This is a genomic window from Caballeronia sp. NCF2 (assembly GCF_023631205.1).
Classification (GTDB): domain Bacteria; phylum Pseudomonadota; class Gammaproteobacteria; order Burkholderiales; family Burkholderiaceae; genus Caballeronia; species Caballeronia zhejiangensis.
In genome coordinates, this window is the sequence record NZ_JALQDN010000035.1 from 23474 (window position 1) to 38471 (window position 14998).

Sequence of the window (14998 nt, forward strand, 5' to 3'; positions counted from 1 at the left end):
GAAGAAGCACAGTCATGGAATTCCAGACAATCTCCGTCATCGGTCTCGGCTATATCGGTTTGCCTACGGCGGCCGCGTTCGCCGCGCGCCGCAAGCAAGTCATCGGCGTCGATGTGAATCAGCATGCCGTCGATACCATCAATCGCGGCGAGATTCATATCGTCGAGCCGGAACTCGACATGCTGGTGCACGCCGCGGTGACGCAGGGGCATTTGCGCGCGGTGACGTCGCCCGAACCGGCGGATGCGTTTCTGGTGGCGGTGCCGACTCCTTTCACCGACGGCTACAAGCCCGACCTGTCCTATATCGAAGCGGCGAGCCGCGCCATCGCGCCGGTTCTGAAGAAAGGCAACCTGGTCGTGCTGGAATCGACATCGCCTGTCGGCGCGACGGAACAGATGGCGAAATGGCTCGCGGAAATGCGGCCCGATCTGAGCTTTCCGCAGGAGAACGGCGAGGCGTCGGACATTCGCATCGCGCATTGTCCGGAGCGTGTGTTGCCGGGACATGTGATTCGTGAACTGGTGGAGAACGACCGCATCATCGGCGGCATGACGCGGCGCTGCAGCGAAGCGGCGCGCGCGCTCTATCAAACCTTCGTCACGGGCGAGTGCGTCATCACCGACGCGCGCACCGCCGAGATGTGCAAGCTGACCGAGAACGCGTCGCGCGACGTGGGCATTGCGTTCGCGAATGAACTGTCGCTGATCTGCGACCGCCTCGATATCAATGTGTGGGAACTGATCCGGCTCGCGAACCGGCATCCGCGCGTGAATATCCTGCAGCCGGGGCCGGGCGTCGGCGGGCATTGCATCGCGGTGGATCCGTGGTTCATCGTGGACTCGGCGCCCGAGGAAGCACGCCTGATTCGCACGGCGCGCGCCGTGAACGATTCGAAGCCGCACTGGGTGGTCGAGCGCGTCAAACGCGCGGCCGCGCGGTTCAAGGAGCCGGTGATCGCGTGTTTGGGACTCGCCTTCAAGGCGAACATCGACGATTTGCGGGAGAGTCCGGCGCTGGAAATCGTAGCCATGCTCGCGGATGCGCGCATCGGCGGAATCGTCGCCGTGGAACCGAACATTTCGGCATTGCCGCAGCCGCTGCGCGGCAAGATCGAACTGATGAGCATGGCCGACGCGATCAACGCGGCGGACATCATCGTGCTGCTGGTCGATCACCGCGAGTTCACGTCGATGGACGGCAACCGGATGCTGTCGAAGGTGCTGATCGATACACGTGGAGTGCTCGCTCGTGGCTAGGCGCGGCCTTGGCCTTACCGCGGGCTATGCCGTATCCGTGACCGGAGGCGTGGTATCGCTGATGGCCTACGCACGCGTGCTCGGCCCGCAGGTCTATGGCCAGCTCGCGGTCTATCTGGCGCTCGTCGAGGCGTTTCAGGCCGTCGTTTTTCAGTGGCACAGGCTGGCCTTCGTGCGCTTCTGGACGGCCTCGGCCCGGAAGGACGACGCCGATGCGTACCTGCGGACGAGTCACCTCGTCTGGCTGGCGATCGCACTCGTCGCGCTGGCCGCCATCGCTCTGGCGCTCGCGTTCGAGGCCGGCAGCCGCCAGGTGTGGCTCGCCGTCGGCGTGCTCGCGCTGGCGAAAAGCGCGGCGCTTTACACGCAGGAAATCGCGCGGGCGGGCAGCGCCGTGTTGCGATACGCATTCGCGTCGTTCCTGCTCACCGTCGGCGCGACGCTCGCGGGACTGATCGCGTGGTCACTGACGCATTCCATGACCTTGACCCTGTATGGGACCGCCGCCATCTTCGTGCTGCAGGCGATTCTCTGCGGCTTCGACAGGGTTGCGGTCATGCGTCACGCGCGCTTCAGCGTGGATCAGTTGCGCGCCATGCTGCATTACGGATTGCCGCTCATACCCGTGTTCATCGCCACGACGGCGATGACGCGCCTCGACCGTCCCATTCTGGCGATGTTCGAGCAACCGGCCGTCGTCGGTATCTACGCCGCCGCCAGCGGGCTCATCACCAACGCCATCTCGGCCGCCTGCCTGCTGATCGTGACGCCGTGTTATCCGTGGCTCTTGCGCGAGAAGGCGTCGCGGTCCGCAGCCGGGCACCGCGCGTTTCATGCCCGGCTCGGCCTGCTGATGCTGGCCTGCGTGTTCGCGGTGTCCATCGTTGTTATGGTGCTGCGTGACGTCGCGCTCCCGCTGATGCTGGGACCGTCGATCGGAAACGCGGCGCTGCCACTGGTGCTGCCGCTGCTGGCGATCGCGACGATTGCCGCGTTCAGGGCGCATTTCTTCGACCAGGCGTATCACCTGCACGCGCGGACCAAGGCGCTGATGAGCATCAACCTTCTGACGATGACGCTCGCGGTAGCCGCAACATATTTCGGCGCGCGCATGGCCGGATGCGGCGGCATGGTGCGCGGCCTTCTCGCGGTGAACGTCGTCGCGCTGCTCATCAGCGCCGCATTCGCGCGGGGCATCGTGGATCTGGGGCGCGTGGTGTGCGGTGCGATCCTCCTGTCTGCGTTCGCCGCGGCGGCTCTGGCGGCGGGCGAGCTGTCGAACGACGTGCTGAATCGCGCGGGCCATGCCGGCATATGGACGGAGTGCCTTTCCGCGATCGTCGCGCTTTCGCTCTTCTGCGGCATGTGCGTTGGCGCGAACGTGGGCTCCATTCGGGAAGCACTGAGGGGCAAGCTATGAATGGCAAGCGCGAGGTTCTGTTTCATATTCCCTGCTTGCATGGCGGAGGCGCCGAGCGCGTCGCCGTCGAAATTGCGAAGCACTTCGTCTCGAAGGGTTTCCGGCCGTTTTTCTTCGTTCACACGGAAGGAACCGCTTATCAGTTGCCACCCGGCGTCGAAGTCGTCGTCGCGAGCAAGACCGGGCATCTCGCGCGCGTGCTCGAACTGCGTGCGTTGATCAGGACGAGACGTCCGGAGGCCGTGCTGTCGTTTCTGCCCTATGCCAACCTGATTTCCGTATCGGCCAGACTGTTCGGCGCAAGCCGGACGCGCCTGGTGATCAGCGAGCACTCCGTCTTCGCTCCGTCCGATTCGGTGTACGGGTCTCTGCACAGGACCAGCGCGAAGGCAAAAATCAAGTGGGCGATCGCGCGATGGCTCTATCAGGCGAGCGATTCCATCGTGGCGGTCTCGACAGGCGTCGCACAGGATCTCCGGCGCAGCCTCAAAGGCCGGGCGCCGGACAAGGTGGTCGTCATTCATAACCCGTGCTTCATACCGGGCGCCGTCGCGAACGCAAAGCCGCGTGGAGCCGCCGTGCTCGCTGTGGGGCGGCTGGGCGCGCAAAAAGGCTTCGACGTTCTGATTCGCGCGTTCGCATCCGTGCTGAAGACGCGCGGCGACGCCACGCTCGTCATCGCCGGAGAGGGCAAGGACCGCGCTCGTCTGGAGGCGCTGGTCCGTGAACTGGGTTTGTCCGATAGCGTCAGTCTTCCCGGATTCGCCGGCGATGTCGCGGAGCTCTATCGCAACGCGGATCTTTTCGTGTGCTCCTCGAAGCGCGAAGGGTTCGGCAATGTGATCGTCGAGGCTTTGTCATTCGGACTGCCGGTCGTGTCCACGCGTTGCGAACATGGGCCGGACGAGATCCTCGACGGCGGAAAGTACGGACGCCTCGTGCCCGTGGACGACGAGAAAGCACTGGCAGCGGCCATCATCGAGTCTTTGACCGGCGACGTCGACAAGCCGGCGCTGATCGCGCGAGCCGGAGCGTTCTCCCTTGAAGCAATCGGAGATCGCTATCTGGAGCAACTCGGTTTGCAGGCCCACGATGACAAGGCCACTCAGGGAGCCGGAGCGTAGTCGTGAGGCTGTCCGTCTCGAACGTCGTTTCGTTCATGTTTCTCGCGGCCGTGTCGCTGGCGCTGTTCCTCAGCGGAGCCGGCCTGAATCTGCTCGGCCTCAACTATTCGGGCAACGAGGGCGCGGGTGGATTGAAGGTCCACCCTTACGTCTGGTTCACCGTCGGCGCGGTGCTCGTGCTTGTGCTCAGGCGCACGGCGGGACCGTCGGCGTGGTCTTGCCGAAGTTTCCGGACACCGATTGCGTGCTCGGTCTTCACGATAGCCGTCCTCATTCTGAAAGCGATCGTCACGGGCGCGCAGGCGCTGGGTTTCGCCGTCGACACGATCCTTGCCATGTTCTGGATAGCGGCGGTCGCGCCGTTCATGGATCAACGCACGGTGCGGCGCACCTTGCGGCTGGGTCTCGCATTCGTGATCCTCGAAAGCGCGATGGCGATTTTCGAGGTCGTCACGCAGACGCAGTTCATTCCAATCGACACATGGTACGGCAGCTATTTTCGTGCGACTGCCCTGCACGGCCATCCGCTGAATAACGCGCTGATCCTGGTCACAGTCGCCGTCGCATTGCAACTGAGCGGCACGTCCGCGATTTCGATTCTGGTGTTCGTACTGACGACTGCGGCGCTATCGGCGTTCGGCGCGCGGGGCGCGCTCATGGTCTATCTGACCTTGAATGCGCTGATGTCCATTCGCTTCGGGCTGAGGTCCGTCGGCCGGATGGCGCTGGTGTCGCTGGGCGCGCCCTTCGCCATTGGCCTCGTCGGCTGGATGCTGGCGTCGGGCATGCTCGGCGACCGGATTGCCAATGTCGGCGCCTACGACAGCAGTTCGGGCGTCCGTTTGCAGTCCGTGGAAATCCTGAACTACCTCGACTGGAGAAGCGTCCTCGCCGGAACGGACCCGGACGCGGTGTCGCGCATGATGGATCGGGCGGATATCGGCGTGATCGAGAACTTTCTGGTCGCGTACGTGCTCATGTTCGGCCTGGGATGCACGTTACTGCTGCTCGCCTGTATCTGGATCTGTTTGCGCAGGATCGCACATGACCGGGACGCCCGAACCCGTCGTCGCTTGTCCGTAATGTTCGTCGCCTTCTTCATGACGGCGATGACCAACAACTCGCTCGCAACGAAAACGCCGGCGCTGTATCTCTGCGCCGTATTCGCCTGGGCCGCCGGCCGCGAGATGGACCGGCGCCGGCAGAAGCCGCCGCGCGCTCGCGAAGCTTTCGAAGGCGGTTTGCCCGCTTCGTCCACCGAGGATGTCCGCGACCGATGAAAGCGCTCGCGTCAACGATTCGAACTGCAAGGTAGTGAAGGATGAGTGTTTCGAGGTCTGCCGGCGCGCATGGTCGCGCCGTGCAAAAGGTGCTTCACGTCGGCCCGGATATGTCGGCGCAGGGCGGTATCGCTTCCGTGATCGGCGGATATGCGCAACGCAGCGAGCTGTTCGAATCGCAGGGCTACACGCTGAGCTTCGCGGCGACATGCGGCGCCCGCGGTGGGCTGCGACGCATCCGGCAGTTTGCGCGCGCGTGGTGGAAAGTCGTGAGCGGAGCGGTCTCGCGGAATATCGACATCGTCCATATTCACACATCGGTCCGTGGCTCGCTGCTCAGAAAGTGGCTCCTCGCCATGACGTGCATCGGCTTGCGCCAAAAGTACATCTTGCATCTGCATAACGGCGCGATGGCGCAGTACATCGAAACGCTTCCCGCGCTGTGCCGCAAGGCAGTCGGTCTCATGTGGAAGCGCGCTGCTCAGGTGATCTGCCTGTCGCGTGACATGGAAGCGTGGCTGGATCGCGACCGGCTCTGCCATCCGGAGAAGCGTCAGCTCATCTACAACGGCATTTCGGATCCCGCGTCGGACGTGGCGCTCGGCAGGTCCGGCGCGCAGCCGCCAACCATTCTGTTCCTCGGCAGGCTCGTGGAAGCCAAAGGCATCAAGGTGCTGCTCGAAGCCGCGGAACGGCTGAAACGGCTCGGCCATCCGTATCGGCTGCTTGTCGCTGGCAGCGGCGACCTCCAAGCGTTCCTGACGGACGTCGAACATCGAAATCTTTCGATGGAAGTGGAGCACCTCGGATGGGCGACGGGCGAACAAAAGGCGCAGTTGCTCGCGAATGCCGACATCTTCGTCTTGCCGTCGCGCAGTGAAGGTTTTCCGGTGGCCATCGTCGAAGCGATGGCGTACGGCGCGACGATCGTTTCCACGAACATTCCCGGCGTCACGGACGCCATCGTTCACGGGCGCGATGGATTGCTGGTGTCGCCCGATGCCGCCGATCAACTCTGCGATGCACTCGCCAAGCTGATCACGTCGCCGGCGCTGCGCACGCAGTTGGCTGCCGCAGCGAGACAACGCTTTCTCGACCGGTTCACCATCGAACGCACGGTCGAATGCCTGGTGAGCGCTTACGACAAGGCCTTGCACTGATACGACCGAACGTGTCCTCGCACTACTTCTCTCAAACATGAACCGTATCGAAATCTTTTCATGCCCGATGGACGTCGCCACCATGGACGAAACCGTCGACTGGATTCGCGCACGCGTCGAGCAGCGGGTATTCACGCAGCACGTCGTCGTGAATGTCGCAAAGCTCGTTCACATGCAGACGGACGAAGCACTTGCGGAGTCGGTGCGCGCCTGCGACATCGTCAATATCGACGGCATGGGCGTCGTATGGGGCGCGCGGCTGCTAGGCTTCCCGGTACGCGAGCGCGTGGCGGGCGTCGACCTGTTCGGGCGTTTGCTGGAAATGGCCGCCGAGCGCGCGTTGCCGGTGTTCCTTCTCGGCGCGACGCAAGACGTGGTCGATCGCACGGCCAGCGTGGTCACGGCCCGATATCCCGGATTGCGAATCGCAGGCCGTCATCACGGCTATTTCTGGGACGACGAAAAGCGCGTCGTCGATGAGATACGTCAGTCCGGGGCGCGGCTGTTGTTCGTCGCGATCACGTCGCCGAGAAAGGAGAATTTCATCAACCGATGGCGTGAACAACTCGGCGTCGACTTCGTGATGGGCGTCGGCGGCACGTTCGATGTCGTCGCGGGGAAAGTGCGGCGCGCGCCGGTCTGGATGCAGCGCTGCGGGCTCGAATGGCTGTTCCGGGTCTTTCAGGAGCCGCGCCGCATGTGGCGCCGCTACTTCGTGACGAACAACAAATTCGCGTTGATGCTTGCGCGGGCTTCGCTCGCTTCGATGACGCGCCGCAGAACCTGATGTCAAGTAAGCCGGTCTTGCTCGCCGCCGTTTTCGCGATGCTGCTGTCCGCGTGCTCGGTGCTCGCGGATAGCGATAGCGATCGCCCTTATGCGCTGGTTTTTCGGAGCCAGTGGAGCAAAGGCGTCGATCCGCGCCTGACGATCCACACGCCGAGGCCCGAATCGCTCGACACCGTCGCGATGCCCGTCGCTGGCGGCGTCGCCCTGAAGTTGTCGATGAGCCGTGCCGACGACTTCTCGCGCGTCGCGAACGGATCGCCGCGTGCCGAAATCGGCTTCGAGCGCATCGCGCGTTTCGCGATCGGCAAGGAATACGAGATCCGGTGGTCCACGGTCATCCCCGCGGACTATCGGCTCGATTCACGGCAACCGGAAATCACCTTCCAGTTGCATCAGGGCGCCTCCGCAGGTTCCCCGCCCGTCTCGCTGATGCTGGCCGGCGGGCGATACCGGCTCGAGATCCGTGGCGGCCCCGGGAAGCCCGTCAATGCGATCGATTTCGGCGCGCCTTCGGGCGACAGGGGAAAAGTCGTCGACTGGTTGCTGCGATACCGTCCGGACGATACGGGCCTTCATCCGCGAACCGATCTCTATATGAACGGAACGCGCGTCGCTCGGTGCGAGACTTGCGCGAATGCGTATCCGGGCGACCGGAACGCATATCTCAAGCTCGGCATTTACAAATGGTGGTGGATGACGCGACCGTCCGACGTGACCGAGCGCTCGATGTACTACGGCAACGTCGACATTCTCGAACGGGAATCGGCGCCGTCACCGGTCGCGCCGCGCCGATAACGTCGACGGCTGGCCCGGCGATCTGGCGATCACCCCGCTTCCACCACGAACCCTCGCTTTCTCAGAAGCTCGAGCACGCCCCGCGGCCCGCCGAGATGCAACGCGCCGATCGCCACGAACACCGGTTTATCCGGCGCGGCGATGGCGACGATCCGCTGCACGAACCGCTGATTCCGCTGATACACCACGCGATTGTCGACCTGCGCCGCGAGCGCCTTGTTCCGCGCCAGCTTGCTCGACTTGGCGTCGTCCCAGGCCTTGAGCGCATCCGCGTCGCCGATGCGCCACAGCCGGTGCAACTCCTTCACATCGGCGACGTTCTCCGCCGGCGTCTGCACGAGATCCTGCGCGAGCATTTCGCGTTGCTGCGCCGACGAAAGCCGCGTGAATGTCGAAATCTGCTCGTTCAGCGTTTCCAGTCCGACGATCTTCCCGCGCGCGCGAAGATACACGTTCTGCAACTGCGCCTCGGTTCCGTACTCGCTTTGAAACCCGGCCTTCAACGTGTCGTAGGTTTCGATCAGCATCGATGCGAGCCATGGCCGCGTATGCCGGATCTCCTTCAGCGCCGCCGGATTGCTGCGCATGCGCGCCTCGACCTTCTTCCACATCGAGTCAGGCAAATAGTCGATCAGACACGCGCTGCGGCACATGCCATAACGATTCACATCGTCTTGAGAGAGCAGGAGATCGTCGGGGGAAATCTCGAGCGCGAGCGTAGGCGATGCATCGAGCGCCGCGAGTATCGATTTGCGAAACGGTTGCTCGGGCGGATAGTCGCTCGCGAAACCCACATGGAGCGTGCCGAGCAGATAGATGGTCGTCGTGCCCTTGGTCGCGACGTAGAACGGCATGCGCGGCGGCTGCGCGCGCACCGGGCCGCTCGCGGTCGTGCCGGTCGAGCGGTCCGTGCGCGGCGGCGGAGCGGGATTGGCGGGCGCGGCGGCGGACCCCGCATCGCCCGCGGCCTGCGGCGTGCGCGATCCGACCACCGCGAAGCCCGAAGGTGACACCGAGACACCCGCCGTAAACAGCAAGAACGACAGCACGAGGGCTGTCGTTTTGGCGAACGCCGCGCGCGAAAAGCGCGGCTTGACGGTTGAATCCTGCACGATCGACATCTTAAAACATTCGCGTGACGCGTCGTGCAGCCTTCCGGCGAGATTCAGACTTCGGCTTCGCCGACCTCCTCGGCGCGATGGCACGACACCTGACGTCCATCGACCACGCGCAGTTTCGGCTCTTCGACACGGCATCGCTCGATCGCATACGGGCAGCGCTGATGGAACGTGCAGCCCGATGGCGGATTGAGCGGCGACGGCATCTCGCCCTGCAGCTTGATCTTGATGCGCCGGTCTTCCTCGAAGATCGCGGGCGTCGCGGACATGAGCGCGCGCGTGTACGGATGGCGCGGCTTCGCGAAAATCGTCTTCTTGTCGCCGACTTCCGCGACGCCGCCGAAGTACATCACCATCACGTCGTCGGCGATATGCTCCACCACCGACAAATTGTGCGAGATGAACACGTAGCTCGTGCCGAACTGCGCCTGGAGATCCATGAACAGATTCAGGATCTGCGCCTGAATCGACACGTCGAGCGCGGACACCGGCTCGTCGGCGACGACGATCTGCGGATCGAGAATCATCGCCCGCGCGATCGCCACGCGCTGACGCTGCCCGCCCGAAAACATGTGCGGATAACGCGACGCGTGTTCCGGCCGCAAGCCGACGGTACGCATCATCTTCGCGATGCGCTCGGCGCGCTCCGTCGACGAGAGCTTCGTGTTGATCGCGAGCGGTTCGCCGAGCGTCTGCTCGACGGTCTTGCGCGGATTCAGCGACGCGAACGGGTTCTGGAACACCATCTGCACGCGCTGACGCAACTCGGCGATCTTCGCACGGCTCGCGCCCGCGACATCGTCGCCTTCGATCAGCAAGCGGCCCGACGTGGGCGCTTCGATCATCGTCAATTGACGCGCGAGCGTGGACTTGCCGCATCCCGATTCGCCGACGACCGCAAGCGTGCGCCCGCGCTTCAATTCGAACGACACGCCGTTCAACGCCTTCACCGTGCCGTGCTTGAACGCGCTGCGTTTCACGTCGTAATGCTTCGTGAGCCTGTCGGCGGCGAGCACGATGTCCTGATTCGATTCCTTCGGTACGGCGTTCATCGCGCGCCTCCTTCCACGACCACATCGATGTTCAACGGCTTGATGCAGCGCGCCCGCACGGCCGGATCGTTCTTGTCGAGCTGATACAGATTCGGCCGCGCCTTCCGGCAATCGTCGACGACATATTTGCAGCGCGGCGCGAAGAGACATCCGCTCGGGCGATCGTCCTTGCCCGGCACCATGCCCGGCAGCGCCGCGAGACGTTCCGCGCCGCGCGAATGTTCGGGAATCGCCGCGAGCAGCGCTTCCGTGTACGGATGATGCGGCTCGCTGAAGATCGTCGGCACATGATTCGTTTCGATGATCTCGCCCGCGTACATCACCGCGACGCGCTGCGCCACTTCGGACACGACCGCGAGATCGTGCGAAATCAGCACGAGCGCCATGCCGCGTTCCTTCTGCAGCTTCACGAGCAGTTCCATGATCTGCGCCTGGATCGTCACGTCGAGCGCGGTGGTGGGCTCGTCGGCGATCAGAAGCTTCGGATTGCATGCGACCGCCATCGCGATCATCACGCGCTGATTCATGCCGCCCGACATCTGATGCGGAAACGAATTGATGCGGTTCTTCGCGTCCGGAATGCCGACCTGATCGAGCAGTTCGAGCGCGCGTTTGTCGAGCGCATCGCCGCGCAGACCTTCGTGCAGCTTCAGTACTTCCTTGATCTGATAGCCGACGGTGTAGCTCGGGTTCAGGCTCGTCAGCGCGTCCTGAAACACCATCGCGATGTCCTTGCCGATGATCCTGCGACGCGCGCGCGCCGACGCCTTCAGCAAATCCTTCCCGTCGAACGTGACCTGATCGGCGGTTACTTTGCCCGGTGCGTCGATGAGGCCCATCAGCGCCATCATCGTGACGCTCTTGCCCGAGCCGGATTCGCCGACGACGCCGACGACTTCGCCCGGCTTCACGGACAGATCGATGCGATCGACGGCCTGCGTGCCGCCGAACGTCACCTGCAAATTGCGGATAGTCAGAAGATCGTTCATGTCAGCCCATCCGTTTGAGTTTCGGATCGAGCGCATCGCGCAGACCGTCGCCGAGCAGATTGATGACGAGCACCGAGATCAGGATCGACAGGCCTGGCATCGTCACGATCCACCATGCGCTTTCGATGTAATCGCGCGCCGATGCGAGCATCGCGCCCCACTCCGCCGCCGGCGGCTGCACGCCGAGGCCGAGAAAGCCGAGCGCGGCAGCATCGAGAATCGCGGACGAGAAACCGAGCGTCGCCTGCACGATCAGCGGCGCGGCGCAGTTCGGCAACACTTGCGAGAACATCAGGCGGACGGTGCCCGCGCCCGCGACGCGCGATGCCGTCACGTATTCCTTCTGCAATTCGCCGAGCGCCGACGCGCGCGTGAGACGCACGTATCCCGGCAGCGCGACGATGGCGATGGCGAGCATCGTGTTGACGAGCCCCGGCCCGATGATCGCGACGACCGCGACCGCGAGCAGCAGCGAAGGCAACGCGAGCAGCACGTCCATCACGCGCATGATCGGCGTATCGAGCCAGTGGAAGAACGCGGCCATCAGACCGAGCACGACGCCCGGAATCAGCGCGAGCACGACCGACACGAAGCCGATCCAGAACGACAGCCGCGCGCCGTACATGAGACGCGAGAGAATGTCGCGGCCGGCTTCATCGGTGCCGAGCAGGAACATGCGGTTGCCGCCTTCGAGCCACGCGGGCGGAATTTTCACGTAATCGCGATATTGCTCGATCGGGCTATGCGGTGCGATCAGCGGCGCGAGCAGCGCGACGAGAATCAGCACGAGCACGATCACGCCCGCGACGACGGCGCCGCGATTGCGCGAGAAATTCGCCCAGAATTCGCGCGCCGCGACCATGCGCCCGGACGGCGGCGTGAGCGCGCCCGGCGGGAGATTGTTTTGAACGTCAGCCATTCGTTATGCCTCGCGCCGAGCGGCCTCAAGCGAGGCATGCGCCCCCTTGGGGGGCAGCGAACAAGTGTGAGCGTGGAGGTACATGTTTTCCTCAGCGAGTATGGCGAATGCGCGGATTCAACACGCCGTACAACAAATCGACGACCAGGTTCACGACGATCACGAGCGTCGCGATCATCAGAATGCCGCCTTGCACGACCGGATAATCGCGGCGCGAAATGGCGTCGATGAGCCACTTGCCGACACCCGGCCACGAGAACAGCGTCTCGGTCAGCACCGCGCCCGCGAGCAGCGTGCCGACCTGCAGGCCGATCACGGTCACGACAGGAATCAGCGCGTTGCGCAGCGCATGCACGACGACCACGCGCAGCGGCGACAAACCCTTCGCGCGCGCCGTGCGGATGTAGTCCTCGCGCAGCACTTCGAGCATCGACGAGCGCGTCATGCGCGCGACGACCGCCAGCGGAATCGTGCCGAGCACGATGGTCGGCAGAATCAGATGCGACACCGCCGACGTGAACGCGCCTTCGTCGCTCGAGAAGAGCGCGTCGATCAACATGAAGCCGGTGACGTGCGGAATGTCGTATTCGACCGCGATGCGGCCCGACACCGGCGTCCAGCCGAGCTTCGCCGAGAAGAACATGATGAGGATCAAGCCCCACCAGAAAATCGGCATCGAATAGCCCGTGAGCGCGGTGCCCATCACGCCGTGATCGACGACCGTGCCGCGCCTGAGCGCCGCCGCGACGCCCGCCGGCAAGCCGACGACGAGCGCGAAGATCATCGCGCAGATGGAGAGTTCGACGGTCGCCGGAAAGCGCGCGAGGAACTCGCCCATCACGCTGGTATTCGTGATGATCGACGTGCCGAGATCGCCTTTCAGCGCGTGCCCGACGTAGGTGAGGTATTGGACCGGCAGCGGCTGGTCGAGACCGAGGCGCTTCATGGCTTCGGCGTGCATCGCGGGATCGACGCCACGCTCGCCCATCATCACTTCGATGGGGTCGCCGGGAATCAGGTGGATGAGCGCGAACGCGAGAATCGTAATGCCGATGAACGTCGGTATCACCATTCCTATGCGTCGCAAAACGAATCGGAACATGGATCGTCCTTTTCGGTATTGGGAGGACTCAAAACGTGACCGGCGGCTTGGATCTTGTGGACCCGCGCCGCCGGACCTGTTCGATTAACTATGGTTTAGTGCAAAAAGCGTTCCGTAGACAAACTTTATTGCATGCCGACGCCATCGAAGCGAACGTAGCCGAGCGGCTCGATCTTCATATTCGTCACCTTCTTGCTCACCGGCTGATACACCGTCGAGTGCGCGATCGGCGAGAACGGCAGTTGCTGCGCGAAGATCTGCTGCGCATCGGTGTAAGCCTTCGTGCGCGCGGCGACATCGGTCGTCGAACGGCCCTTCACGACGAGTTCGTCGAACGGCTTGTAGCACCACTTCGAGAAGTTGCTGCCCTTCACGGCGTCGCAGCCGAGCAGCGTGCCGAGCCAGTTGTCGGGGTCGCCGTTGTCGCCGGTCCAGCCGATCAGGAGCGCATCGTGTTCGCCCGCGTGCGCGCGCTTCAGATACTCGCCCCACTCGTACGAAACGATGTTCGCCTTCACGCCGATCTTCGCCCAGTCGGCCTGGATCATTTCCGCCATCAGTCGCGCGTTCGGGTTGTACGCGCGTTGAACCGGCATCGCCCAGAGCGTGATTTCGAAGCCGTTCGGGAAGCCCGCCTTCGCGAGCAGTTCCTTCGCCTTCGCGGTGTCGTATGTCTGGCCCTTCAGGTTCTTGTCGTAGGACCACTGCGTCGGCGGCATCGGTGCGGTGGCCGGCTGGCCCGCGCCCTGATACACGGAATCGATGATCGCCTTCTTGTTGATCGCCATGTCGAGCGCGCGGCGCACGTCGGTGTTGTCGAGGCCCTTCTTCGTCACGTTGTACGCGACATAGCCTTCGTTGAAGCCCGCCTGTGACGGCGTATCGACATTCGATGCCGACTTCAGCGCGGCGATATCGCCCGGACGCGGATAGCTCATCACCTGGCATTCGTTGTTCTTCAGCTTCTGCACGCGCACGGCCGCGTCCGGCGTGATCGAGAAGATCAGCTTGCTGATCTGCACGGCGTTCGGCTTCCAGTAATCAGGATTGCCGTCGAAGCGGATGGTCGCGTCCTTCGTGTAGCTGCGGAAGATGAACGGACCCGTGCCGACCGGCTGCTGGTTGATGTCGGCGGCCTTGCCGTCTTTCAGCAGCTTGTCCGTGTACTCGGCGGACAGGATCGACGCGTATTCCATCGCCATGTTCTGGATGAACGGCGCGCTGACTTCCTTCAGCGTGAACTTCACGGTGTACGGATCGACCTTCTCGATCTTCGAGATCAGCTTGTCCATGCCGAGGTCCGTGAAGTACGGAAACTGGACGTTGTACGCCTTGCGGAACGGATTGTTCGGATCGAGCATGCGGTTGAACGTGAAGATCACGTCATCCGCGTTGAATTCGCGCGTCGGCTTGAAGAACGACGTCGTCTGGAACTTCACGCCGTGACGCAGATGGAACGTGTAGCTGAGGCCATCCGACGACACGTCCCACTTTTCGGCGAGACCGGGCTCGACTTTCGTGCCGCCGCGCTCGAATTCGACGAGACGGTTATAGACGGTGAAGGTGTTCGCGGTGAAATCTGTGCCGGTGGTGTATTGCGCCGGATCGAAGCCGGCCGGGCTGCCTTCCGAGCAATAGACGAGCGTCTTGTTCGGGATTCCCGCGGCGTGTGCCGCGGGTGCTGCAAAGAGCGTCGCGGTGGCGACGGCGCCTGCGAGCGCCGATCCGCGGATGGCTCGCAACAGGCTGTTTTTGTTCATGTTTCCTCCAAGTCGATGCCGGCTTCTGGCCGACGTAGCGCGAGTGTACTTGATCGCGCCGCCCCGCTTTTTTCGAAGCACACGCGCAAAGTGGGCGCTACCCTAGCACGAACAAAAGTGACACGTGTACTTGGTTTTCCCCACTAGAGTTTGTCGTCGGTAGCGCTCCGATAAGGGTAGGTTATCGGGCATGTTCGCACCTGATACATCGGGCGACGAAATATTGCTCGA

Annotated in this window: 13 protein-coding genes; 7 read left to right on the forward strand and 6 right to left on the reverse strand. The window is 63.4% G+C overall.

What is annotated here, in order from left to right:
- Positions 1-14 precede the first annotated feature (14 nt).
- From wecC to NCS02_RS13565, 7 genes are all read left to right on the forward strand, one after another.
- The gene (gene wecC / locus NCS02_RS13535; RefSeq protein ID WP_175979623.1) at positions 15-1259 is read left to right on the forward strand and encodes a UDP-N-acetyl-D-mannosamine dehydrogenase; all 1245 of its coding nucleotides are present in this window, start codon (positions 15-17) and stop codon (positions 1257-1259) included.
- Positions 1252-2679: a lipopolysaccharide biosynthesis protein gene (locus NCS02_RS13540; protein WP_250523185.1), complete on the forward strand. Its 1428-nt coding sequence runs from the start codon at positions 1252-1254 to the stop codon at positions 2677-2679. The genes wecC and NCS02_RS13540 overlap by 8 nt, the downstream gene beginning before the upstream one ends.
- Positions 2676-3803, forward strand: a complete 1128-nt coding sequence (locus NCS02_RS13545) for a glycosyltransferase (protein ID WP_250523186.1) — start codon at positions 2676-2678, stop codon at positions 3801-3803. The genes NCS02_RS13540 and NCS02_RS13545 overlap by 4 nt, the downstream gene beginning before the upstream one ends.
- 2 nt (positions 3804-3805) lie before the next feature.
- Positions 3806-5083 carry a VpsF family polysaccharide biosynthesis protein gene (locus NCS02_RS13550; RefSeq protein WP_250440280.1) on the forward strand — a complete coding sequence of 426 codons (1278 nt, stop codon included), beginning with the start codon at positions 3806-3808 and terminating at the stop codon, positions 5081-5083.
- A gap of 80 nt (positions 5084-5163) precedes the next feature.
- A complete protein-coding gene (locus NCS02_RS13555; protein ID WP_250435313.1) occupies positions 5164-6243 on the forward strand; it encodes a glycosyltransferase family 4 protein in 1080 nt (359 codons plus the stop codon).
- 37 nt (positions 6244-6280) lie between these two features.
- Positions 6281-7030 carry a WecB/TagA/CpsF family glycosyltransferase gene (locus tag NCS02_RS13560; RefSeq protein ID WP_175979628.1) on the forward strand — a complete coding sequence of 250 codons (750 nt, stop codon included), beginning with the start codon at positions 6281-6283 and terminating at the stop codon, positions 7028-7030.
- Complete coding sequence (locus NCS02_RS13565) at positions 7030-7827, forward strand: heparin lyase I family protein (protein ID WP_250523187.1); 798 nt, start codon at positions 7030-7032, stop codon at positions 7825-7827. Before NCS02_RS13560 ends, NCS02_RS13565 begins: the two co-directional genes overlap by 1 nt.
- Positions 7828-7856: 29 nt before the next feature.
- Here the strand turns inward: NCS02_RS13565 and NCS02_RS13570 are convergent, their stop codons facing one another.
- The 6 genes from NCS02_RS13570 to NCS02_RS13595 all read right to left on the reverse strand — a co-directional run bounded on the left by NCS02_RS13570 (position 7857) and on the right by NCS02_RS13595 (position 14767).
- The gene (locus NCS02_RS13570; RefSeq protein WP_175979630.1) at positions 7857-8948 is read right to left on the reverse strand and encodes a TraB/GumN family protein; all 1092 of its coding nucleotides are present in this window, start codon (positions 8946-8948) and stop codon (positions 7857-7859) included.
- Between the two features lie 44 nt (positions 8949-8992).
- Positions 8993-9997, reverse strand: coding sequence for a peptide ABC transporter ATP-binding protein (locus NCS02_RS13575; protein ID WP_250457112.1), 1005 nt, complete (start codon positions 9995-9997; stop codon positions 8993-8995).
- Positions 9994-10986, reverse strand: coding sequence for an ABC transporter ATP-binding protein (locus NCS02_RS13580; RefSeq protein ID WP_175979632.1), 993 nt, complete (start codon positions 10984-10986; stop codon positions 9994-9996). The genes NCS02_RS13575 and NCS02_RS13580 overlap by 4 nt, the downstream gene beginning before the upstream one ends.
- A gap of 1 nt (position 10987) precedes the next feature.
- Positions 10988-11905 (reverse strand): ABC transporter permease subunit, encoded by a 918-nt coding sequence (locus tag NCS02_RS13585; RefSeq protein ID WP_008352613.1) that lies wholly within the window; start codon positions 11903-11905, stop codon positions 10988-10990.
- A gap of 91 nt (positions 11906-11996) precedes the next feature.
- Positions 11997-13007: an ABC transporter permease subunit gene (locus NCS02_RS13590; protein WP_008352611.1), complete on the reverse strand. Its 1011-nt coding sequence runs from the start codon at positions 13005-13007 to the stop codon at positions 11997-11999.
- 125 nt (positions 13008-13132) lie between these two features.
- Positions 13133-14767: an ABC transporter substrate-binding protein gene (locus NCS02_RS13595; RefSeq protein ID WP_250523188.1), complete on the reverse strand. Its 1635-nt coding sequence runs from the start codon at positions 14765-14767 to the stop codon at positions 13133-13135.
- Positions 14768-14998: the final 231 nt, after the last annotated feature.

What these genes read in the sequence shown, in the direction of transcription:
- wecC (WP_175979623.1), top strand. Translation starts at nt 15, where the DNA reads ATGGAATTCCAGACAATCTCCGTCATCGGTCTCGGCTATATCGGTTTG.
- NCS02_RS13545 (WP_250523186.1), top strand. Translation starts at nt 2,676, where the DNA reads ATGAATGGCAAGCGCGAGGTTCTGTTTCATATTCCCTGCTTGCATGGC.
- NCS02_RS13560 (WP_175979628.1), top strand. Translation starts at nt 6,281, where the DNA reads ATGAACCGTATCGAAATCTTTTCATGCCCGATGGACGTCGCCACCATG.
- NCS02_RS13565 (WP_250523187.1), top strand. Translation starts at nt 7,030, where the DNA reads ATGTCAAGTAAGCCGGTCTTGCTCGCCGCCGTTTTCGCGATGCTGCTG.
- NCS02_RS13570 (WP_175979630.1), bottom strand. Translation starts at nt 8,948, where the DNA reads ATGTCGATCGTGCAGGATTCAACCGTCAAGCCGCGCTTTTCGCGCGCG.
- NCS02_RS13575 (WP_250457112.1), bottom strand. Translation starts at nt 9,997, where the DNA reads ATGAACGCCGTACCGAAGGAATCGAATCAGGACATCGTGCTCGCCGCC.
- NCS02_RS13580 (WP_175979632.1), bottom strand. Translation starts at nt 10,986, where the DNA reads ATGAACGATCTTCTGACTATCCGCAATTTGCAGGTGACGTTCGGCGGC.
- NCS02_RS13585 (WP_008352613.1), bottom strand. Translation starts at nt 11,905, where the DNA reads ATGGCTGACGTTCAAAACAATCTCCCGCCGGGCGCGCTCACGCCGCCG.
- NCS02_RS13590 (WP_008352611.1), bottom strand. Translation starts at nt 13,007, where the DNA reads ATGTTCCGATTCGTTTTGCGACGCATAGGAATGGTGATACCGACGTTC.
- NCS02_RS13595 (WP_250523188.1), bottom strand. Translation starts at nt 14,767, where the DNA reads ATGAACAAAAACAGCCTGTTGCGAGCCATCCGCGGATCGGCGCTCGCA.